This window comes from Mycobacterium sp., from assembly GCF_035274705.1.
In the GTDB taxonomy this organism is placed as follows: domain Bacteria; phylum Actinomycetota; class Actinomycetes; order Mycobacteriales; family Mycobacteriaceae; genus Mycobacterium.
This window is the reverse complement of the sequence record NZ_DATENY010000023.1, coordinates 80489-103744: the sequence shown is the minus strand read 5'-3', so window position 1 is coordinate 103744 and position 23256 is coordinate 80489. Positions and strand designations below refer to the sequence as shown.

Below are 23256 nucleotides of genomic sequence, written 5' to 3'. Positions count from 1 at the left end.
GATAGGTCGCTAACGGTTCGCGTGTCTGAACCACTTGATCTTGGTTCGCCACGAGTGCGCCGATGCGAGCGCAAATCCCGCGCCACAGGTGCATGCGAAGAACCACACCAGCCTGCCGTGTTCGATCGACTGCAGCGCCGGGACGTAAGCCGTGCTGATTCGGACGACGCACGCGACGATGCCGCTCGCCGAAGCCGCGAGGTACCAGTCGGCGATGAACCGGGATCGTCGGTCCTTTCGGAGAATCAGCAGCGCCCGCGACCCGTACGCCAACAGGTAGATCAGTGTCCCGCAAAGCAACAGCCAGTACAGGCTCAGCCAGGAATCGGTTGGCACCTCGAAGAAGTCGGGCTGGTAGATGCTCGCCCCGTTGCCGATCGTGAACGTCGCAAGCAGCAGCGGGATGCAAATTGTGGCCGGGAACTCGATGTGCCGCTTGAACAGCGCTGCCGTAGTGTGGTCGTCAGCGAGCCGGCCGATCGCGTTGTAGACGATCGCCGATGCCGCGACGACGTAGCAATCGTGGCCGATGTAGTCCTCGAGGTTCCACACCCCGCTAAGCGCGTGCAGCGCCCGCCCGAGCGTTTCCGAAGCGAAGGGAGACATGAAGAACAGGGCGGTTCCCTGCAGCGCGATGTTGAGGGTTGCCGCGATTTCCCAGCGGCATGTCCACGTGACTCGGCGGATCCACAGGCTCCACGCGATGCACGCCAGAGTGATCGCGATGAGTGTTGCTAACGCCATGTCGAAAGCCCTCGACGTAGGAATCGATTAGACACTCTAAGACAATCACAGTGATTCGTCTATTGGTTGCCGCGTTAACACAAACATTTCATTTCCGCATGACTACCAACGTTTTCAACGCTCGCGTCAACAGCGAACTGTCCACAGTTCGACGCGAAGGCTAATTCTAAGCGGTTCGCCGAACCATACGAACCATAAGGTCGAGGCGGTTTGGGTCGAATCGGTGCGCTTGTTTCCGCAACTTTTAGCGCCTGTGGATAGTTGTCACCTGCGATTGGTTAATAGTTAGTGTCGGGTCGAGATACTCACCGATAAGCGCTGGTGAGCGGCTGTCGGCCGATCGGAGTACAGCCGCTACGAGCACGCATTCTTTGCCATTGTGGCCGATAATCGCCTTTACGCCACCGTAGATAAGACGATCTGCCGTTTTGGTCATTTGCTATAAACGAACCCCCATGCGCGGTGGGGCACCTCGACGGCGAATCTGGGAATAATGTCCCAGACCTGGGAACCGGCTGCTAGATTCGCCTGCATGACGGTGCTGACACAGCCGTGGCAAACGACAGAGATAACTGACTGGCCAGCGGACCTGATAGCCGGGGACCCCGCTCGCGATTTTGCCGACCCGACCGGACAACTGCTGCTGGGCGACGCTAGCGGCGGCGTGGTCATGGTCGAGAAGGGGACCCTGCGGTCACGCGGACTGTGCAGCTGTGGGTGGATCGGCCGACAACATTTGTTGTCGGCGTTTGCTATTAATGATGCTCACGTGCATGCTGTTCGGCAACGTTGCCGGCCGGCCGTTCCATTGGTGTTCTGCACATGAGTTGGCGTACATTCTTGCCGATCTCCTAATACAATCCCACTTTCCCAATTGCGCTTTGAGAAGGGGCGAACATACGTGGATCAAGTACGCGCTATTCCCGTTGCTGTAATTGGAATGTCTTGTCGACTTCCGGGGGGCATTAACTCGCCTGATCAGCTCTGGGAGGCGTTGCTGCGGGGCGACGACTTTGTTAGCGAGGTGCCCGCTGACCGGTGGGATGCCGAGGAATACTACGACCCCGAGCCCGGTGTGCCCGGCCGGTCCGTGTCCAAGTGGGGTGCCTTCTTGGACGATGTCTCGGCGTTCGACGCCGATTTCTTCGGCATCACCGAGCGCGAGGCGATCGCCATCGATCCCCAACATCGGTTGCTGCTGGAAACCGCGTGGGAGGCCGTGGAGCACGCCGGGCTGAGCCCGGCGACGGTCGCTGGTTCGCAAACCGGCGTGTTCATGGGAGTCACGCATAACGACTACGGGCATCTGGCCGCGGACACCCAGACTTTGGAGGGGCCGTGGGGGTTCACCGGGACAAGCTTCAGCCTGGCGTCCGGACGCATCTCCTACGCGCTTGGGGTTCATGGTCCCGCCGTCACCGTCGACACTGCATGCTCTTCCGGCCTGAGCGCCATCCACGCGGCCTGCCGCAGTCTGCAGGCCGGCGAGAGCGACCTCGCGCTGGCGGGCGGCGTGTCGGTCCTCCTGGAACCCCGTAAGGCGGCCGGCGGCTCGGCGGCGGGCATGCTCTCGCCGACCGGCCACTGCCATGCGTTCGACGTTGCCGCGGACGGATTCGTCTCCGCCGAAGGCTCCGTGGTGTTGACGCTCAAGAGGCTGGACGATGCCGTAGCGGATGGCGACCGCATCCTGGCCGTGATCCGCGGCACCGCCGCCAATAATGATGGTCGGACGGTCAACATCGCGACACCCTCGGCTGAGGCCCAGACGTCGGTGTACCTAGCGGCGCTGGCGGTCGCCGACGTGGATGCCACCACTGTCGGCATGGTGGAGGCCCATGGGACCGGCACCCCCGTCGGGGATCCTCTCGAGTACGCGAGCGTCGCCAAGGTGTACGGCACCGACGGCCCATGCGCGCTGGCGTCGGTAAAGACCAATTTCGGCCACACCCAATCGGCGGCAGGCGCTCTCGGTGTGATGAAGGCCGTTCTGGCGGTGCAGCACGGTGTGATTCCACAGAATCTGCACTTCACCCAGCTGCCCGATGAACTTGCCAAGATCGACACGAACCTTTTTGTGCCCCAAGTCAATACAGCGTGGCCGACCAATGGAGAGCACCCCCGGCGGGCTGGCGTGTCAGCATACGGGCTGTCAGGCACGAACGTGCACGCCATCGTTGAACAGGCCCCAGACGCGCAAGTGGCGGAGGCGGCGCATCCCAATGTCGCGGGTCCCCTGGTATTCCCGTTGTCGTCCACGTCTGCCGAGGAACTGCGACGGACGGCCGGCCGGCTGGCCGACTGGGTCGCGCAAAGCGGCGACGGCAATGGTCGTGGACCCGCAATCGACCTGTCCGACCTCGCCTACACCCTGACGCGCCGGCGCGGGCACCGGTCCGTGCGGACATCAGTGATCGCCAGCAGCCGTGACGAGCTGATCAAGGCGTTGCGAGAGGTTGCCGACGGTGACACCCCGTACCAGCCTGCCGTGGCGCAGGACGACCGCGGGCCGGTGTGGGTGTTCTCCGGACAGGGCTCACAGTGGGCCGGGATGGGCGCGCAGCTGCTGGCATCAGAGCCGGTGTTCGCGGCGACGGTCGCCGAGCTGGAGCCCTTGATCGCGCGCGAGTCCGATTTCTCTGTCACACAAGCGATGTCCGCGCCGGAGACGGTCAGCGGAATCGAGCGGATCCAGCCCACCGTATTCGCCGTGCAGGTGGCGCTGGCCGCGACGATGAAGTCCTACGGTGTCACCCCCGGTGCGGTCATCGGGCACTCCATGGGGGAGGTGGCGGCCGCAGTCGTGGCCGGCGCGCTGACGCCCGAGGATGGTGTGAAGGTCATCTGCAGGCGGTCGGCGCTGATGTCGCGCATCTCCGGTTCCGGAGCCATGGCATCCGTGGAACTGCCCGCCCAGCAAGTGCTTTCGGAACTGGCTGCGCGTGGCGCGACCGACGTCGTCCTGTCGGTTGTCGCCTCACCGCAGTCGACGGTGGTCGGTGGCGCCACGCAAGCGATTCGCGATCTGGTCGCCGCGTGGGAGGAGCGCGGGGTGATGGCACGCGAGGTTGCCGTCGACGTCGCATCTCACTCACCGCAAGTCGATCCGATCCTCGACGAGCTCGCCGAGGTGCTGGCCGACCTCAGCCCGATCGAGCCGGAGATCCCGCACTATTCGGCGACCCTTTACGACCCCCGCGACTTGGCGGAGTGGGACGCCTACTACTGGGTCGACAACCTGCGTCACACGGTGCGGTTCGCGGCCGCGGTGCAGGCCGCCTTGGAGGATGGACACCGGGTGTTCGCGGAACTGTCGCCGCACCCGTTGCTGACTCACGCCGTCGAGCAGACGGCGCGCAGTCTGGACGTGCCCCTGGCGGTGATGGCGGGGATGCGTCGCCAGCAAGAGCTACCGCACGGGTTGCGCGGTTTCGTGGCCGATCTGCACAGTGTCGGTGCCGCAGTTGACTTTTCGGTGCTCTATCCCGGCGGGCGGCTGATGGATGCCCCGCTGCCGACCTGGACGCACACGTCGCTGCTGTTGGATCGCGACGGCCACGACTCCACTGCGCGCGGCGGATGCACCGTTTCGGTGCACCCGCTGTTGGGCTCGCACGTCGTGCTGCCGGAGGAGCCGGAGCGGCACATGTGGCAGGGCGAGGTCGGCACTGAAGCGCAGCCCTGGCTGGGTGACCACCAGGTGCACGAGGTCGCTGTGCTGCCGGGCGCGGCCTACTGCGAGATGGCGTTGGCGGCGGCGCGTGCCGTCCTCGGCGACGCCAGCGAGGTCCGTGATGTGTCCTTCGAGCAGATGCTGCTGCTCGACGAGCAGACGCCGGTTTCCGCATCGGCATCGGTGATCTCGCCGGGTGTGGTCGAATTCGCCGTCGAGACCTATCAAGCGGGCGAACGCACGAGGCGGGCCAACGCGGTATTGCAGGCCGACGTGTCAGCCGACGACCCCGCCACGCGCGACATCGACCGTCTGCTCGCGGCTCATCCTCACGACGCCGACGGAGCCGACTTGCGGGCCGGGTTCAACACGGTCGGAATCCACCACGGAGCCGCCTTCGCCGGCTTGGCGACCGCCTACACCGCGGATCCACCTGCGGACACGGTGCTGGCCGCAGTTGCGCTGCCTGGCCCGCTGCGGTCACAGCAAGGTGGTTATGGGGTGCACCCGGCGCTGCTGGACGCCTGCTTCCAGTCGGTGGTGGCCCATCCCGACGTCCAGAGTGCGGCCGTCGGTGGCATGTTGTTGCCGTTGGGCGTGCGCCGGCTTCGCGCTTACGGTTCAGCCCGAAACGCCCATTACTGCTCCAGCCGAGTCATCAAGGCCGATGCCGACGGGATCGAAGCGGACCTCGAGGTGCTCGACGAGCACGGCACCGTCCTGCTGAGCGTGACGGGCCTGCAACTGGGTACCGGAGCTTCGGAAACGGCGCAGGCCGAACGTGTGCTCAACGATCGACTGCTGACGGTCGAATGGCAGCAGCGTGAGCTGCCCGAAGCCGACCAGGTCGACGCGGGCACGTGGCTGCTGATCAACACCAGCAATAACGGCAATGCTCTTGCCGCCACACTGAGCGACGCCCTGAAAACCACTGGCGCTGAGTGCACGACGATGGCATGGCCGCAGCGCAGTGACCACGAAGCCAACGCGGAACTGCTGGCGTCCTATCTGGCTGAGCAGGCGTTGACCGGCGTGGTCGTCGTGACCGGGCCATCGCACGGCGGCACGGATGCCGAGACCGGCGTGCGCGGCGGTGACTGCGTGCGTCATGTGGTGCGGATCGCGCGTGAGCTACCGGAGGTGCCGGGTGAGCCGCCGCGCCTGTATGTGCTGGCCCGCAACGCGCAAACCGTTGTCGCCGACGACGTTCCGAACCTCGAGCAGGCGGGGCTTCGCGGGTTCATGCGGGCGATGGGCATGGAGCATCCGCGGTTGCGTCCCACCCAGATCGATGTCGACGAGGCAACGGACGGTGAGCAATTGGCTCGTCAGCTGCTCTCCGGGTCGGACGAAGACGAAACCGCCTGGCGCAACGGCCAGTGGTACACGGCTCGGTTGTGCCCCGCTCCGCTGCGAGCAGAAGAGCGGCGGACCACGACGGCCGACAACGATCGCGGCGGAATGCGGCTGCAGGTCCGCACGCCCGGCGACCTCGAATCGCTGGAACTCGTTGCGTTCGACCGGGTTCCGCCGGGGCCGGGTCAGATCGAGGTCGCGGTGAGCGCGTCCAGCATCAACTTCGCCGATGTCCTCGTCGCGTTCGGCCGGTGCCCGAGTTTCGACGGGCGGCTGCCGGAGCTTGGCTCCGAGTTCGGCGGCGTGGTCACCGCGGTCGGGCCTGGCGTGACGACCCACAAGGTCGGTGACCGTGTCGGCGGGGTTTCGGCCAACGGCTGCTGGGGCACCTTCGTGACGTGTGAAGCCAACCTCGCCACGAAATTGCCGGACGGGCTCAAGGAGCACGAGGCGGCCGCAGTCGGTCTGGCGTACGCGACGGTGTGGCTCGGCTTGGAGGAGCTGGCCCGTATCTCCACGGGTGACAAGGTGTTGATCCACTCCGCGACCGGTGGGGTGGGGCAGGCGGCGATCGCGGTCGCGAAGGCCGCCGGTGCGGAGATCTTCGCCACCGCAGGCAGCGACGAGCGTCGACAGTTGTTGCGCGACTGGGGAATCCAGCACGTCTACGATTCGCGCAGTACCGCGTTCGCCGACGAGATCCGCCACGACACCGACGGATATGGCGTCGACATCGTGCTGAACTCCGTGACCGGCGCGGCGCAGCGCGCAGGCTTGGAGCTGCTCGCCTTCGGCGGGCGGTTCGTCGAGATCGGCAAGCGCGACATCTACGGCGACACCCGGTTGGGTCTGTTCCCGTTCCGTCGCAACCTGTCGTTCTACGCCGTCGACCTCGCGCTGATGACGGTCACCCATCCGGACAAGATTCGTGGGCTGCTGGACAAGGTGTACCAACTGACCGCGGACGGCTCGCTGCCCTTGCCGGACATCACGCACTATCCGCTCGCCGAGGCGGCGACGGCGATCCGGCAGATCGGCGGGGCTCAGCACACGGGCAAGTTGGTGCTCGATGTGCCGCACACCGGTCACAGCCGCGTGGTGGTGCCGCCGGAACAGGTTCCTGTCTTCCGCGGAGACGGTGCGTACATCATCACCGGCGGTCTGGGTGGTCTGGGTTTGTTCCTCGCCGAGAAGATGGCCGAGGCGGGCTGCGGGCGCATCGTGCTCACGTCACGCAGCCAGCCGACCGTCAAGGCGCAGGAGATCGTCGAGTTGATCAGCGCCACCGGCGCGGACATCGTGGTCGAGTGCGGCGATATCGCCGCTGGCGGCACGGCCGAGCGGCTGGTGGCGGCGGCGACGGCCACCGGGCTGCCACTTCGCGGCGTTCTGCACGCCGCTGCAGTGGTCGAGGACGCCACGTTGCCCAACATCACCGACGAGCTCGTCGAACGGGACTGGGCACCAAAGGTTTACGGCGCATGGAACCTGCACCAGGCAACGGCATCGCAGCCGCTGGACTGGTTCTGCTCCTTCTCGTCGGCAGCGGCGATGGTGGGGTCGCCGGGTCAGGGCGCCTATGCCGCGGCCAACAGCTGGCTGGACGCCTTCATGCACTGGCGCAGAGCGCAGGGCCTTCCGGCCAGCGCCGTCGCATGGGGTGCGTGGGCAGAGATCGGGCGGGGCACGGCGCTGGCCGAGGACGACGCCGCGATCCTGCCTGACGAGGGCGCGTACGCGTTCGAGTCACTGCTGCGTTACGACCGCGTCTACACCGGCTACGCCCCAATCCTTGGCACCCCGTGGTTGACCGCGTTCGCGCAGCGCAGCCCGTTCGCATCTGCATTCAAATCGGCGGGCCAAGGTTCGACGGAGGGAAGGAGATTGCGCGCCGAGTTGGCAGCGCTGCCACGGGAAGAGTGGCCGACGCATCTGCGCCGGCTGATCGCCGAGCAGGTCGGCTTGATCCTGCGTCGCGCAATCGATCCGGATCGCCCACTGTCCGAGTACGGGCTGGACTCGCTGGGCAACCTCGAGCTTCGCACCCGCATCGAGGCCGAGACCGGCATCCGAATCACTGCCATGGGAGTCAACACGGTCCGGGCATTGGCCGAAAGCCTGTGCGACACGCTCGCCGCCGACGAAACCGTAACCGCATCAGCGTGATCACCGCCTTCAGGAAGAGGAGTCGAAGTGTTCGCACTAGAACCAATCCATGACTGGATTGATGCCCCGGGTGAACTCATCTCCTGGAACCCGTCACCGGCGAGTTCGGCCAAGGCGAACCAAGCACCGGTCTCCGATGTGCCGGCCAGTTATCAGCAGGCGCAGCATCTTCGGGCCTATCGCGAGCATGCGGCCCGCAATACCGAGATGGCGCGTCTGACGATTCCCGCCTGGAACATCGCCGGGCGCTGCGATCTTCGCGCGATGACGTACGTAATCAACGCCTACCTGCGTCGGCATGACACGTACCGCAGCCGGTTCGAATTCGTCGACGACGATCGCGTCGTGCGGCGGACGATCGCCAACCCCAAGGACATCAAGTTCGTCGCGACGGAGCACGGCGAGAAGACCGTGGACGAGTGGCGGGAGCACATACTGGCCACTCCCGGTCCGCTGCAATGGGATTGCTTCCGCTTCGGGGTGATCCAGCGCGCGGACCACTTCACGGTCTACATGTGCGTCGACCATCTCCACGTGGACGCGATGTTCATGGGTCTGGCGTTCGTCGAGATCCACATGATGTATGCGGCACTGGTGGGCGGGGGAGCGCCGATCCCTTTGCCGCCCGCGGGCAGCTATGACGATTACTGTGTCCGGCAGCGGGAGTTCACCTCCGCGCTGACCTTGGATTCGCCACAGGTGCGCAAGTGGATCAACTTCGCCGAAGGCAACAACGGAACCCTTCCGCAATTCCCGCTGCCGCTTGGTGATCCGTCGGTGCCGTGTGAAGGTGACCTGGTCACCGTGCAGTTGATGGACGAAGAAGAGTCCAATCGATTCGAGTCGGCGTGCACCGACGCGGGTATCCGGTTCATCGGCGGTGTGTTCGCCGCCGCCGCGCTCGCCGAACATCAGCTCACCGGCGCCGATACCTATCACGTGATCACTCCGACGAGCACTCGAACCACGCATGCCGAGATGATGACGACAGGCTGGTTCACCGGCATCGTTCCGATCGCCGTCCCTGTCACCGCAACGTCTTTCACCGAGACAGCCCGCGCTGCACAGACTTCCTTCGATTCGGGTCTGGAGTTGGCGCACGTGCCCTTTGACCGAGTCTTGGAGCTGGCATCCGAGTGCGGTATCCGGAAACCCGACCCGGGTGTTCCGATGATCTCTTACCTTGACGCGACACTTGCGCCGCTGTCTCCCGCCGTCGTCGCCGAATGGAACGGGCTGAACGGAAAGATTTACAGCGAACTCGGGGCGGCGCATCAGATCGGTATGTGGGTAAATCGGTTTGGCAACGGCACCTCGGTGACGGTGGCGTTCCCGAACAATCCGATCGCCCGCGAATCAGTCGCGCGTTACCTCGAAGCGATGAAGTCCGTGTTCGTCCGCGTTGTCGTCGGTCGCGGGGAGATGGCGCCGGTCGCCGATCTCGTCGACCTCGACCTGTGATGGGTTTGACGACGTCGAAAGAGCAAGGGGTCGCGTCGATGACCGAATATGCTGCAGCGCTGGACAATCGCCTCGCGTTCACTGATCAACTGTTGTTTCTGGGACAGCGCGCCACCGGACAAGAGCTCGCTATGCAGGCCGTGTGGGTGTATGAACACGCTGTCGACTTCGACGGGCTGAGGCGTTTTCACCAGAACTTCGGTCACGGGCTGTTCGGCCGGCGGATCGAGCGGTCGCCGCTGCCGTTCGGCCGGCATCGCTGGGTGTCGTCGTTGGGGCCGCCGTCGGACATGGACATCGAGAGCGCTCGTCCGCGCGCCGCCCTCAGCGACTGGGTCGACGAACGCGCGCAATTGCCCATCGACCCGGAGTGGGGGCCCGGCTGGCATCTGGGAGTCCTTCCGATGAGCGACGGTGCCACCGCGGTCAGCCTGGTGTTGTCGCACTGCCTGTCCGACGGCCTCGGCGCGCTGAATACGATTGTCGATGCGGTCAAAGGCAATAGGCGTGATTTCGGCTTCCCGTCGCCACGCTCACGGGGTCGGCTGCGCGCTGTGGCCACCGATCTGGGCGAGACCGCGCAAGGTGTACCCGAGGTCGCCCGGACGCTTGTCGCGGGAGCGAAGCTGGCATTTCGTCGCAGGCATGAGTTCACCCGGTCGGGGTCATCGCGGCCGAAGGCCATTTCGTCAGCGGATGGCGATTGTAAAGTCGTGGCACCGGCTATCACTATCTACGTTGATCTGAACGATTGGGATACGCGCGCGAATTCTCTTGGTGGAACAAGCTATTCGCTGGTCGCCGGGTTTGCCGCAAAACTGGGCGAACACATGGGACGTCGCCGCGCCAGCGATGGCGCCGTCACGCTGCACGTCCCCATCAGCGACCGCACCCCGGACGACACGCGTGCCAACGCCGCGTCACTGGCAACAATCGCCCTCGACCCAACCCAGGTCACAACGGAACTTTCCGACGCCCGGGTCGTGATCAAACGGGCGCTCACCGACCTCCGCGAGTCGCCGGATGAGACGTTGCAGCTTCTTCCCTTGACCCCGTTCATCCCGAAGCGCGCTGTCAAACGTGGCTCCGATGTGGTCTTCGGCTTCGACGATCTGCCCGTGTCGTGTTCCAACCTTGGCGAGGTCGACCCCGTCGTCGCCCGTGCCGACGGCACGGATGCCGAATACGTGATGCTGCGCGGGGTGGACCGACACGTCACGCGTCAGTTCCTCGAGCGGCGGGGTGGCCTGCTGACCGTGCTGGCCGGACGCATCGGCGGCAAGATCTCCATCACTGTCGTTGCCTACCAGCCAGGTACAGAGAACTCGAAGGACAGTTTGCGTCAGCTGGCGGCGGGCACGCTGGCCGAGTTCGGTCTGACCGGCGTGATCGAATAGCGGGTCCAAATGGCCATCCAAATTCGTCCAGCCCGCAAACGGTTGTCCCAGCGCACACCCAAAGCGGATGTGCCGAGGGACAATCGGCTCACCTTCATGGATCACGCGGGTATCCAGTTCTTGCGCGCAACGGGGCGCGGGCAGCTCATCCAAGTGGTGTGGATATACGAACACCCCGTCGACTACGACACGCTGAGGCGCTTTAACGAGAATTTCGGCTACGGGCTGGCGGGACGCCGAATCGAGCGTTCTCCGCTACCGTTCGCCAGGCACCGCTGGGTGTCATCGCTTGGGGCGGCGGCGTCCATCGACTTCGTCGAGTCGCCGCGTCCGCGCGAGGAACTCAGCGATTGGGCCGACGAATTCTCGCAAGTGCCAGTGGATCCAGAAACTGGGCCTGGCTGGCACATGGCGGTGCAGCCACTGACCGACGGGTCGACCGCGATCAGTATCACCGGCTCGCACCATCTCGGCGACGGCGTCGGAGCCCTGCTTACCGTGGTCGAGGCGGTCAACGCGAGCCAGCGCGACATCGGCTACCCACTTCCTCAGTCTCGCACGTATTTTCGCGCCACCATGGCCGATCTTCGTGACACGACCAAGGATGCGCGTGCGGTCGCCCATGCGGTGGTGGCGGGCGTGAAGATGCTCAATCGCAGCCGCTACGAGGAGGCCGCTTCAGTCCCCAAACCCCGCGCCGTCAGCGTTGCCGACAACGATGAGATCGTGGTTGTGCCTGCCATCTCGGTGCTCGTCGATCTGGAGCAGTGGGACGCCCGCGCGAAAGCCCTCAATGGCACCAACTATTCGTTGTTCGCCGCGTTTGCCGCGAAACTCGGCGAGCACCTTGGCCGCCAGCGCGCCGACGGCACCGTGTCTCTGATCGTCGCGCTCAACGACCGCACCAGCCTGGACGATACGCGCGCGAACGCCATGTTGTTCGCTCCGGTCAACCTTGACCCGGCCCCAGTGATAGCGGACCTCACCGATGCCCGCGTCGCCATCCGGCAAGCACTCAAGACGGCACGCGAGGTCCCCGATCCGATGTTGGAGCTCCTTCCGATCGTGCCCCTGGTACCACGACGCCTATTGCGGCGGGTGGTGGAACAGTTCTTGGGTACCGGCGCCGAGCTTCCCGTATCGTGTTCCAACCTCGGCGATTTCCCTGCCGAGATTGCACGCCCCGACGGCACGGACGCTGAGTATGTGTTGGTGCGCGGTGTCGATCAGAACGTCCGGCGAGCCGACATCGAGCGCGCAGGTGGGCAGCTTGTCGCCGTAGCTGGACGCATCGGCGGCAAGGTCACGGTGGGAATCATCGGCTATCAGGTCGGCGCAGAGAACTCGAAGCCCCGGTTGCGTGAACTCGCGGCGCGCACGCTGGCCGAATTCGACCTGACGGGCGAGATCTTCTGATGGTCACACCCGTAGACCGACGGACTCCTGCCGCAGTCGAAAACACGCTCGCGTTCATGGACCACGCGTCATTTGTATGGGTGCGGGCCAGCGGCCACGTGCACGGTGTTCAGTTCAACTGGGTGTATCGGCGTGACATCGACCACGAAGCGCTGCGCCGACTGCACGACAACCTCGCCCACGGGCTGGTAGGGCGCCGCATCGAGCGTTCTCCGGTTCCGTTCGGGCGTCATCGCTGGGTCTCGTGTCACGAGTTGCCCGGGATCGACGTCGATCCGCCCGCACATACGCACGCGGCCTTATCCGGGTGGGTCGAGGAACGGGCGCAAATACCGGTTCATCCAGAGTTCGGTCCGAGCTGGCATCTCGGTGTCCTTCCGATCAAGGACTACGGAACCGCGGTCAGCCTGGTCACCTCGCATACCATCATCGACGGCGCCGGGCTGTGTCTTGCCGTGCGTGACGCGGTCAACGGCATCAGAAACGACTTCGGTTATCCACCCCCACGCTCACGCCCCCGCCGCCGAGCATTGGCCGAAGATGCCCGGCAAGCCGCCCGCGGGCTGCCCGAGGTCGGCCACGCGCTCGTCGCCATGACCAAGCTGGCCGCTGCGAACAGGCCCACGCTGGGCCGGCCGAGCGCATCGGCGGCTCCATCGGTATCAAAGCGTGGACCGGATCGGCCTGTGGCGGTGCCGACCGCGACCGCCTACATCGACCTGGCCGACTGGGACGATTGCGCGGAACGCCTCGGTGGGACAAGTAACGCACTGTTTGCCGGATTTGCCGCAAAACTCGCCGAGAAGTACGGCCGAGTTCGTGCCAAAGACGATTTGGTTACGTTGAATTATCCCGTCAACGACCGCACCGAGAATGATTTGCGCGCAAATGCGCTCAAAGGTATTGATTTCGCGGTTGACCCCGAACCGGTAACAGTAGATCTACGGAAAATCCGAGCCGATATCAAGCAGGCCCTTGTTCTCGGACTGGGAAAGTTCAAGGAGCAGGAGAGTGTCCTGCCGCTGACCCCACTGATCCCCACCGCCGTCGTCAGGAAGCTACCGTTAGCGGCATTGAACGCCGCCGATCTTCCCGTGGGGTGTTCCTATTTCGGCGATGTCGACCCGACTGTGGCGTGTGCGGATGGCACCCCTGCCGACTACTTCTCCATCAGAATGCTGGAGCAAAACCTCACCGAAAAGAGCCCGGAACTCAGTGCCGGAGAACTGTATCTGTGCGCGGGGCGGATCTGCGGAAAGCTGTACATTACTTTTCGCGCCTATCAACGCGGCGAGGAAAACTCGAGGGATATTCTCCGTGAACGCATCTCTCGCACACTCGGAGACTTCGATCTGACCGGCGCAATCGAATAAGACGCCGAGAAACTCGTCAGTTTTCCCAGCAAAGACGCCCGCAGCCCCATCAAGATCGCCGGACAGCGCGGTGGCAAATCGCGTGGTCCGCCGACCTGCCGAAATGAACGCAATGTGCGCGGCGCGCCGGGCCGAGTTCGACGACAACCGCACAATCGAGTAAAAATGTAACGCCTATGACCGATTCCTCCGTGACCGGCGTGCTGCGTGAACGCGCCAGTCTGCAGCCCGACGACATCGCGTTCACGTTCGTCGACTACGAACGCGAGTGGGAAGGCGTTACCCAGACGCTGACCTGGGCACAGTTGAACCGGCGGGTTTCCAGCCTGGCGCATGAACTCCGACAGCGCGGGTCGATCGGAGATCGCGCGCTGATATTGGCCCCTCAGGGCCTGGACTACGTCGTCGCTTTTCTCGCCTCGCTGCAAGCCGGACTGATCGGAGTCCCCCTCTCCGTTCCGATGGTCGGTGTTCACGACGAACGTGTCAGTGCGGTGCTGCGCGACGCGACGCCCACGGTCATCCTCACCACCTCATCTGTCGCAGGAAACGTCGCCGATTACGCCGCGGAGCGTCCAGACGAGTCTGCTCCCGTCGTCGTCGAGATCGACTCGCTGGACTTGGACGCGCGCAGACGCTCCGTCTCCGGTCGCGAGACGCGGCCCGCCACGGCCTACCTGCAATACACCTCCGGATCGACCCGCACACCGGCTGGGGTGATGGTCTCCAACAGAAACCTCACCGCCAATTTCGAGCAGATCATCGCCGACTTCTTTCCGGACTTCGGCAAGGTCACGCCCCCGAACACCACAGCCGTGTCGTGGCTGCCGTTCTACCACGACATGGGTTTGATGCTCGGCGTGTGCGCGCCCATTCTCGGCGGCTGGCACTCCGTGTTCACCACGCCGGCGTCATTCTTGGCCCGGCCTGCACGGTGGATGCAATTGCTGGCCCGCCATCCGCACGCATTGACGGCAGCCCCCAACTTCGCATTCGAGTTGGCGGCCGGGCGGACATCAGACGCGGACATGGCGGGCCTCGACCTCCGGGACGTGCTCCGTGTGCTCAGCGGCAGCGAACGGGTGCATGTGGCGACCCTGACGAGGTTCTTCCAGCGGTTCGCCCGGTTCAATCTGCGTGAGGAGGCGTTGCGGCCCTCGTATGGCCTCGCCGAGGCGACGCTCTACGTGGCGACCCGCCCGGTCAACCAGCCCCCGAACGTCCTCTACTTCGAACCCGAGAAACTCTCCGCAGGCCATGCCGAACGATGCGTGGGCGAAACGGGTACACCGCTCGTCAGCTACGGCAACCCGGAATCGCCGATGGTGCGCATCGTCGACCCGGAGACCAGATCGGAACGCCCGGCGGGGATGGTCGGTGAGATCTGGGTACGGGGTGACAACGTCTGCCTGGGGTACTGGGAGAAACCTGAGCAGACCGAGACGACGTTCGGCGCCGAAATCGTGGCGCCGTCGGCGGGCACGCCCGAGGGGCCATGGCTTCGAACCGGGGATCTGGGCTTCGTGTCCGACGATGAGCTGTTCATCGTCGGCAGAATCAAGGACCTGCTGATCGTGCGGGGGCTGAACCACTACCCCGACGACATCGAGGCGACGATCCAGGAGATATCCGGGGGCAGGGTCGCTGCGATCTCGGTCGACGATGATCAGGGCGAACAGCTGGTCGTGATCGTCGAGGTCAAGAAGCGCGGCGAGTCGGACGAGGCGATGGATGCGCTACTCGACGTGAAACGCGAAGTCACATCCGCGATTTCGAATTCACATGGGCTCAGCGTCGCGGATATCGTTCTGGTACCGCGTGGTTCGATTCCGATCACCACAAGCGGCAAGATCCGGCGGGCCAGCTGCGTCGAGCAATACCGCAGCGATCATTTCACCCGGTTGGACGGTCAAGCATCGGCACCGGTCGGTTCGGCTTAACGCCGTACTCGGTCATGCCAATCGGCGAGCGCGACCTCTGTGGACCGCATCCTCGAGTAGATCGGCTGCTCTCGAAACGCTCGCGGCAGGTTTGGTCATCAAGGCGGCGACTTCCCTGGCGCGGGTGGCGTACTGCAGGGCGAGGACGGTACGCAACGCGCCGAGCAGCGAATCTCGCGTCGTACGCGAAAAGCGAAGAGCCGTACCGACTTTGAGCCTGCTGATCTGAGTGGCCCAGAACGGTTGATCGGCGCCCACCCATAGGATCAATGTCGGCACCCCGGCGCGTACGCTCGCGGCCGTGGTTCCTGAGCCGCCGTGGTGCACGACGGCACGGCAAATGGGGAACACCGCCGCGTGGTTGACGGTCCTCACGAGCTTCACGTGCTCGACATCGGGGCTGTCATCGAGATCCCAGACACCTGAACAGATCAGCGCTCGCTCGCCCAATTCCGCGCAAACCTCGGTGATCATTGCGACGGCATCGGCGGGAGATTGCACCGGCATGCTGCCGAATCCGAAGTAGATCGGCGGCTTGCCGGCCGCGATCCACGACGCCACCTCGTCGTCGGTGTCCGTGCCCAGCTCCAGCGTCATCGACCCGACCAGCGGGCGGTCAGAACCCCATTCGGCCGCCAGCCCCGGAAAGAACACCTCGTCGTAGGCCTGTATCTCCAGGGCGCCGCCCTCGACGATGCGCCGCACTGCGCGGACGGTTGCTTTTGGCAGGCCCAGCTCCCGTCGTTGTGCATCCTCGGCCTGCTTGAGCGCACGCCAGTGCACCCACTCGGCGACCGTCCACGCTGATCGGATCAGGCGAGACGGCAAGGGGATCGGCAGCACCTGACTGTTGGGCCGCGCCGGGAAGTAGTGCAACGCGGCCAGCGGAATGTCGTAGCACTCGGCCACGTTGGCGGCGACCTCTTGATAGGTCGTGCCGGTCAGGATCAGGTCGGCGTCGTCGGCCAGGGACGTCAGGGTTGTATTCATCTCCGCCCAGCCCTGGGTGATGTACTCGCGCAGTTCGCGCAGGGCCGTGACGGGATTTTGGATCTTCCAGTACTTACGAAAGATGTCCGCGTCGAGTTGCTGCTGTGAGTCCACTCCGTAGGACACCGCGGAGGACAAGCCCGCTGCTTCGACAAACGCAACGAGGTTGGGAGGAACCGCGACCCGCACGTCGTGGCCCCGGCTAACAAGCTCCATGCCGACGGCGGCGCAGGGTTCGACATCGCCACGGGTTCCGTGAACCGCCACGACGAACTTCATCGGCCGCCGCACCGCGTCGCGCGAAGATCAACAGGGGGGCGATTCGGCAAATACCGCCTACCGCGGAGACATTTCTCCAACGTCGTCGCTGGCACGCCCCGATTAGAGCACAGTTTGTGCCGGTGACGTCCAGGCAAAGGCTCCGAGACGCTGGTCGGACAAAACAATTTAGTTTGCCGTTGTCGACTATCCCGATCTATATAGCTGGTATGCGCAAGGAAATGGTTGTTGTCGAAGATAGCGATGAAGGCCGGGGTTGTGACCACCAACTGGGCCACCCGAATCGTTTGGGCAGCGCGCTGATGACTTTCTCGGTATCGTCGCGACGGGTCGGGAACCAACACCACGCCAGGCGATTTGGTCAACTCTATGCTTCGTCGCGAGCAAACTCCTTTACCCGCTCGTAAGGCACTGCAGCCGTGTAGCCTGATTGGGATGTTGAGGCGCGCCAGATCCAGCGGTGCGTTTGAAGAGGGGCGCTCCCCGGTAGTAAGCCGGTTTATCGTTCGCCACCCTCTGGTGGTTATCGCTGCATGGTTGGCTCTCGCGGCCGTCTTGTTCTTGACGATCCCGCCGTTGATGGAGGTTGCCCAAAAGAATCCGCCGGGTTTGCTGCCCGCCGGGTCTTCAGTGATGAGTGCCGCCCAGGAAATGCAGAAAGCATTTGACGAGGGAGGTGCCGGGAACGCCGCTGTTGTCATCTTGTCGAACGAAAACGGGCTCACCCCTGACGACGAGGGCACCTATCGCAAGGTGGTGGACCGGCTGAAGGCCGACACCAAGAACGTGCTGTCCACCCAGGACTTCATCGCCATCCCCGAATTGAAGCAAGTGATGATGAGCCAGGATAAGAAGGCCTGGCAATTGCCCGTCAGCCTGCAGGGCACGATGGGTGTCGCGGACGGCCAGGAGGCCTACCGGAACTTCATCAAGGTGGTCAAGGACGCGACGGCGAACACCTCCTTGACGGCCAATGTGATCGGCCCCGCGGCAACGTTCGACGACCTCAACGAGATCGGCGTGCGCGACCAGCACGTCATCGAGATCGCCACGGTGGTGATCGTGCTGGCGATTCTGATCATCGTGTACCGCAACCTGGTCGCGATGATCCTGCCGATGCTGATGATCGGCGTCGCGCTGGTGGTGGCGCAGCAGGTCGTGGCCGGGCTCGGTGAACTGGGTGTGCTGGGTCTGGGCCCGCAGACGTTCATGTTGATCACCGCGATGATGATGGGCGCGGGGACCGATTACGCCATATTTCTGTTCAGTCGCTACCACGAGTGTGTCCGCAGCGGCCTGGAGTCCGACGACGCGGTTGTCACCGCCCTCGGATCGATCGGCAAAGTGATCGCGGGGTCGGCGGGAACGGTTGCCATCGCCTTCTTCGGCATGGCGTTCACCAATCTTGGTGTCTTCTCAACCGTCGGCCCGGCCCTGTCGGTCACCGTCGGTGTCGGCTTCCTCGCGTCGGTCACGTTGCTGCCCGCCTTCCTCGCGCTCGCCGGACGACGCGGCTGGGTGAAGCCCCGTAAGGACCTGACCGGCCGCTGGTGGCGGCGTTCCGGGGTGCACATCGTTCGCCGACCGGTCACGCACTTGGCGGTGAGCCTCGTCATCCTGTTCGGGCTCGCCGCTTGCGCCGGTCTGATCAAGTACAACTACGACGACCGCAAGAACCTGCCGGCCGATTCCGGGAGCAACATGGGCTACTCGGCACTGGACAAGCACTTCTCGGTCGCCAGCACGGTGCAGCAGTTCATCCTCATCCAGTCACCGCAAGACCTGCGCACGCCAAAGGCGCTCGCCGATATGGAGCAGATGGCCCAGCGGGTGAGCCAGGTGCCCGACATCGCGATGGTGCGTGGCATCACACGCCCCACCGGTGAAGTGCTCGAGCAAGCGAAAGCCACCTGGCAGGCCGGCGAGGTCGGGCAGAAGCTCAACGACGGAGCCAAACTCATCGCCGACAACGACGGCAACCTCAACTTGCTGTCGGGCGGGGCTCACAAGCTCGCCGACACGCTCAACCAGCTCCGCGACGGCGTCACTCAGGGAATCGTGACCGTGCGTCCGCTGGTGAGTTCGCTGGCCGACATGGAGCAGAAGTTCGGCGGAGCCAAGACTCTCGACGAGATCGACAAGTCGGCCACATTGGTCGCCAACATGCGGTCGCTCGGGGAAGCGTTGGGCGTCAACCTGACCCGGATCACCGACGTCTACACGTGGGCGACGCCAATGGTCAACGCGCTCAACGTCAGCCCGCAGTGCAACTTCGACCCGGCATGCGTGGCATCGCGAGCCGATCTGCAGCGCGTCGTCGACGCCCAGAACAACGGCACGTTGGCAAAGATCGCCGACGTCGGACGCCAACTGCAGGGGATCAAGGGAACCGAGACGCTCGACGAGACCGTGCGCGGGCTCGGCAAGAGCATGGACACCGCGATCGACGCGGCACGCCAGATGGGCTTGGACGATCCGGACGCCATCCAACAGCAGATCGCTAAGGCGCAGGAAGGCGTCAACCTACTCGCCGATTCGAGCCGGCAACTCGCCGAGGGCGTTCAGCTGCTTGTCGACCAGACCAAGACCATGGGCGGCGGCCTGGATCAAGCGTCGGCGTTCCTGCTCGCGATGAAGCGGGATGCGGCCAATCCGCCGATGTCCGGGCTTTACATCCCGCCACAGATCCTCACGCAGGCGGAATTCAAAAAGGCTGCAACGCTTTTCGTCTCGAAAGACGGTCACTCGGCACGGTACTTGGTGCAGACGGCCCTCAACCCGTTCGGCACCGAGTCGATGGACCAGGTGAAGGACATCATCAAGACCGCCGAAAGCGCGCGACCTAACACGACATTGGCCGACGCGAAGATCTCGATGGTCGGGTTCTCGGCGGTGCAGAACGACATCCGCAACTACTACAACGCCGATATCCGGTTCATCATCGTCGTCACGCTGGCTGTTGTGTTCATGATCCTCGTCGCGCTGCTGCGTTCGTTCGTCGCGCCCATCTACCTGGTGGGATCGGTGATCCTGTCGTACATGTCGGCGCTGGGCATCGGGGTGATCTTCTTCCAGTTCATCCTGAACCAGGAAATCGCTTGGAGCGTCCCAGGAATGACATTCCTGGTGCTGGTGGCCGTAGGCGCGGATTACAACCTGCTGTTGATCTCCCGTATCCGCGACGAGGCCCGCCGCGGCGTACGAACCGCGGTGATCCGGACCATCGGCGCGACGGGTGGCGTCATCACCTCGGCCGGCCTGATCTTCGCGGCGTCGATGTTCGGCATGACGTTCAGCAACATCGTCGCGGCCGTCCAGATCGGATTCGTGATTGGCGTTGGGCTGCTTCTGGATACCTTCCTGGTGCGCACCGTCACCGTGCCGGCGATCGCGGTACTGCTCGGCAATGCCAACTGGTGGCCCGCGAAACTGCACTTCGACAAGGAGAAGCCCGCCGAACAGCAGGCGCAGGTTCCCGACGAACTGCCCACCGAGGTGCTGGCTACCGTCGGCGCATCCGCGAAACCGCGAAAGTGCATTGACCTTACGCGGCCGAAAGCGATCGAACGACCGAGCGGATCGAACCGGTGTCCGGCGCGGCCGGCGCCAACGGGTGTGACGTACTGAACCGCGTTGCGGAAGCGGACTTTCGGCGCTGCTAACCGGATTCGGCTGCGCGACGGTACTTGCGGACGGCCAGCGGTCCGAACACTGCGGCGATTACCATCGCCCACGCGACGGTTAGGGTCAGCGGCCAGATCGCGGACTCGCCCGAGGCAAGTGCCCGCATCGATTCAATCGCCGGCGACATCGGCTGGAACTGGATGATCGGCTGCAACCACGATGGGAGCAACTCGACAGGCGCAACGCCGGAGCTGGCGAACACCAGGCCGATCGATCCCGTCGCCAACCAGGTGAACATGGAGTTGATCTCGGGTCCCGAAGCGAGTGCGACTGTCAGGACGATCATCGCAAAGACGACGACCACGAGCACCGGCACAAGCAGGAACGGAATGACCGCGAGCCAGCTGCCGTGGAACCGAAGTCCGAGCGCAACGCCGACTGCGGTGATCAATGTGGCCGACACCAGTGTTCGTGCCGCCTCGGCGAGCAGCCTGCCGATCAGGGCGCTGGCCCGATGCACGGGGAATGCCCACAGGCGGCTGAGCAGACCGCTGGCCCGTTCGAAGGGAACCGCGAAGCCTGCGCCGAGTGCGCCGAACATCCCACCCGCCAAGGCGCACAGTGGCACCAGTCCGTCGAGGTTGTCGGTCCCGGCGATCGTCACCATGGACTTGCCGACCAGCAGGTAGTAGATGATGAGCAGCAGCGTTGGAAACACCAGGCTCTGGATCGGTAGCAAAGGTTCTGTGCGCCAACGGTTTATATGTCGGCTGGCGAGCAACAGGCTTTCGGTAACCAGCGACGTCCGCGGTCGCGAGTCGGTGATCATTGCGCACGCCGTTGCATGCGCAAAGCGATCACGCCGAATACCGCGAGCAGCCCGAGACACCAGGCCAGGCTGGCGGCCAGATTGCTGGGAATGACGTGACCGCTGGCAAATCCACGCAGGGTCTCGGTCACCTGTGAGACGGGCTGGTAGCGCACGAATGGCTGAAGCCAGCCGGGAAACGCCTCGGCCGGCGCGAGTCCGGTGGACAGCAGGACCAGCAGCAGTTGGGGAATGAGGAGCAGCTGACTGGCCGCATCCAACTTCCAGCCGATCGACCCTGTTGCATCGGCGCCTAGCGACAAAGCCACGGTCAGCAGCAGGGCGACGACCACGAACGCCACCGCATACACGAACCCTCCGGCCATCCGGAAGCCGAACGGGTAGGCGATCGCGATCGCGGCGAACACGGAGAGGGCGCCGCGAATGAGGCAGTACATCATCCGAGCCGACAGTGGGACCAGCGCGGAGATGGGAAGTGTGCGGAGCCGAACGCCGAAGCCGGGGCGTTGGTCTTTGGCGGCTGCCTCCGATGTGGTCAACGCGCCCAACAACATCGCCTGGACGACCACGGCGGGCAGGACGTATTGGGGATAGGTCATGCCCCCGGTGTTGATCACGTTCTGTAAGGCAAAGGTGAAACCGACGAAGGTGACGACCGGCGCGAGAATTGCGAACAGCAAGTCACGGTCGCGCAGCGAGGCGAGTACCGCGCGTTCGGTCAGTGCGGCCAGCGCGGTCATACGGTGACAGTCGACGGGGTGAGGTGCAAGAACACCTCGTCCAGCGACGGCTTGCGAAGCGATATGTCGAGCAATTCGACGCCAAGGCTTTCGATCCGTCGCAGCACCTCGACCAGCGTTGCGACGCCATCAGGGGCCGGCACCGACACGGTGTTCGACGTGTAACCGATCTCGGCGCCCTCGATGTCGGCGACCACGGTGAATATCCGGCCCAGATCCGCCGGATTGAGCGGTGTCACTTCGCAATACGAGAAGCCCATGCGTCGCTTCAGATCGTCGGCCGTCCCGGTGGCGATGACCTGACCGTGGTCGATGATGACGACCGAATCGCTGAGAACATCGGCCTCTTCGAGATACTGCGTCGTCAGCAGGACGGTGATGTCCTGGGCGGCCAAGGAGGACACGAACGCCCAGACGTCGCGGCGGCTGCGCGGGTCCAGCCCGGTCGTCGGCTCATCGAGGAAGAGCACTTTCGGAGGATCCACGAGGGCAGCTGCGATGTCGATTCGACGCCGCATGCCTCCCGAATAGGTGTGCACTCGCCTGTCGGCGGCGTGGCCCATATCGAACCGTTCGATCAACTCGTCAGCCCGCTGCCGTGCGGCGTTGCGCCGCATTCCCCGCAGCCGGGCAAACAAGACCAGGTTCTGCCTGCCGGTGAGCATTGGATCCAGCGCCGCGTCCTGTGCGGTGAGCCCGATGCTCGCGCGTACCTTGTCGGGCTGCCTGACGACGTCATAGCCGGCCACAACTGCTTCACCAGAGGTCGGCCGAAGCAGCGTCGACAGAATCTTGACCACGGTCGTCTTGCCGGCGCCGTTGTGGCCCAGCAGTGCGCAGACCGACCCCGTCGGAACGCAGAAGCTGACGTCTCGCAACGCGGTCACGGAGTTGCCGAACGTCTTGGCAACGCCATTGAGCTCGATCACGAATTCACACCATATCGTCGGCAGTGGGCCCTCACCAGAGACCGGTTCAGGGCATCTTCTCATGGAATTGACGTCGGCGTTGCGGGGAACGGCGATGTCTGGGGTGCTGTGTTTGGCCCACGTTATCGGTGCCACCGGCGCTGTTTCGGACTGCCTTCTGGACAGACGAAGCGCATGGCATCGACGAACGCACGCGTGACGTGCGACCCGCATTCCTGTCGACGCTGAAATGCTGGTCAGCCCGTCAATATTTCGCGTTGTTTGCTGTGATCACCAAATCTCACCGGATTCACTAGATATGGAACATAAGAGTCTTCAGAAGGCATTGCTCGGTGTTGA

12 protein-coding genes are annotated in these 23256 nt (G+C 64.2%); 7 read left to right on the top strand and 5 right to left on the bottom strand.

Going from position 1 to position 23256, the window contains the following annotated elements; genetic code table 11:
* Positions 1-9: 9 nt before the first annotated feature.
* Positions 10-744, bottom strand: coding sequence for a hypothetical protein (locus VJV41_RS06340; protein WP_325332242.1), 735 nt, complete (start codon positions 742-744; stop codon positions 10-12).
* A 940-nt stretch (positions 745-1684) separates the two neighbouring features.
* Between VJV41_RS06340 and pks2 the strand changes: the two genes are divergently transcribed.
* The 6 genes from pks2 to VJV41_RS06310 all read left to right on the top strand — a co-directional run bounded on the left by pks2 (position 1685) and on the right by VJV41_RS06310 (position 15526).
* A complete protein-coding gene (pks2, locus tag VJV41_RS06335) occupies positions 1685-7939 on the top strand; it encodes a sulfolipid-1 biosynthesis phthioceranic/hydroxyphthioceranic acid synthase (RefSeq protein ID WP_414684894.1) in 6255 nt (2084 codons plus the stop codon).
* Between the two features lie 27 nt (positions 7940-7966).
* Positions 7967-9400 (top strand): condensation domain-containing protein, encoded by a 1434-nt coding sequence (locus VJV41_RS06330; RefSeq protein WP_325332238.1) that lies wholly within the window; start codon positions 7967-7969, stop codon positions 9398-9400.
* A gap of 38 nt (positions 9401-9438) precedes the next feature.
* Complete coding sequence (locus tag VJV41_RS06325) at positions 9439-10797, top strand: hypothetical protein (protein ID WP_325332236.1); 1359 nt, start codon at positions 9439-9441, stop codon at positions 10795-10797.
* A 9-nt stretch (positions 10798-10806) separates the two neighbouring features.
* Positions 10807-12213, top strand: a complete 1407-nt coding sequence (locus VJV41_RS06320; protein ID WP_325332234.1) for a hypothetical protein — start codon at positions 10807-10809, stop codon at positions 12211-12213.
* 254 nt (positions 12214-12467) lie between these two features.
* The gene (locus tag VJV41_RS06315) at positions 12468-13586 is read left to right on the top strand and encodes a hypothetical protein (protein WP_325332232.1); all 1119 of its coding nucleotides are present in this window, start codon (positions 12468-12470) and stop codon (positions 13584-13586) included.
* A gap of 176 nt (positions 13587-13762) precedes the next feature.
* The gene (locus VJV41_RS06310; RefSeq protein ID WP_325332230.1) at positions 13763-15526 is read left to right on the top strand and encodes an AMP-binding protein; all 1764 of its coding nucleotides are present in this window, start codon (positions 13763-13765) and stop codon (positions 15524-15526) included.
* Between the two features lie 12 nt (positions 15527-15538).
* Here the strand turns inward: VJV41_RS06310 and VJV41_RS06305 are convergent, their stop codons facing one another.
* On the bottom strand, positions 15539-16795 hold the full coding sequence (locus VJV41_RS06305; protein WP_325332228.1) for a glycosyltransferase: 1257 nt from the start codon (positions 16793-16795) through the stop codon (positions 15539-15541).
* Between the two features lie 435 nt (positions 16796-17230).
* On the opposite strand from VJV41_RS06305, the gene VJV41_RS06300 reads away from it, so the two are divergent.
* Entirely contained in the window at positions 17231-20422 is a 3192-nt protein-coding gene (locus VJV41_RS06300; protein WP_325332226.1) for an RND family transporter, read from the top strand.
* 31 nt (positions 20423-20453) lie between these two features.
* On the opposite strand, the gene VJV41_RS06295 is transcribed toward VJV41_RS06300, so the two are convergent.
* Genes VJV41_RS06295 through VJV41_RS06285 form a run of 3 tightly spaced genes read right to left on the bottom strand, consistent with a single transcriptional unit; the run spans position 20454 to position 22917 of the window.
* Complete coding sequence (locus VJV41_RS06295) at positions 20454-21248, bottom strand: ABC transporter permease (RefSeq protein WP_325332224.1); 795 nt, start codon at positions 21246-21248, stop codon at positions 20454-20456.
* Positions 21245-21988: an ABC transporter permease gene (locus VJV41_RS06290; RefSeq protein ID WP_325332222.1), complete on the bottom strand. Its 744-nt coding sequence runs from the start codon at positions 21986-21988 to the stop codon at positions 21245-21247. The genes VJV41_RS06295 and VJV41_RS06290 overlap by 4 nt, the downstream gene beginning before the upstream one ends.
* Positions 21985-22917 carry an ATP-binding cassette domain-containing protein gene (locus VJV41_RS06285; RefSeq protein WP_325332220.1) on the bottom strand — a complete coding sequence of 311 codons (933 nt, stop codon included), beginning with the start codon at positions 22915-22917 and terminating at the stop codon, positions 21985-21987. Before VJV41_RS06285 ends, VJV41_RS06290 begins: the two co-directional genes overlap by 4 nt.
* Between the last annotated feature and the right edge of the window lie 339 nt (positions 22918-23256).

Bases quoted from the DNA above. Each gene is read 5' to 3' on its own strand.
- VJV41_RS06340 (WP_325332242.1), bottom strand. From the start codon at position 744: ATGGCGTTAGCAACACTCATCGCGATCACTCTGGCGTGCATCGCGTGG.
- pks2 (WP_414684894.1), top strand. From the start codon at position 1,685: ATGTCTTGTCGACTTCCGGGGGGCATTAACTCGCCTGATCAGCTCTGG.
- VJV41_RS06325 (WP_325332236.1), top strand. From the start codon at position 9,439: ATGACCGAATATGCTGCAGCGCTGGACAATCGCCTCGCGTTCACTGAT.
- VJV41_RS06320 (WP_325332234.1), top strand. From the start codon at position 10,807: ATGGCCATCCAAATTCGTCCAGCCCGCAAACGGTTGTCCCAGCGCACA.
- VJV41_RS06310 (WP_325332230.1), top strand. From the start codon at position 13,763: ATGACCGATTCCTCCGTGACCGGCGTGCTGCGTGAACGCGCCAGTCTG.
- VJV41_RS06305 (WP_325332228.1), bottom strand. From the start codon at position 16,795: ATGAAGTTCGTCGTGGCGGTTCACGGAACCCGTGGCGATGTCGAACCC.
- VJV41_RS06300 (WP_325332226.1), top strand. From the start codon at position 17,231: ATGTTGAGGCGCGCCAGATCCAGCGGTGCGTTTGAAGAGGGGCGCTCC.
- VJV41_RS06295 (WP_325332224.1), bottom strand. From the start codon at position 21,248: ATGATCACCGACTCGCGACCGCGGACGTCGCTGGTTACCGAAAGCCTG.
- VJV41_RS06290 (WP_325332222.1), bottom strand. From the start codon at position 21,988: ATGACCGCGCTGGCCGCACTGACCGAACGCGCGGTACTCGCCTCGCTG.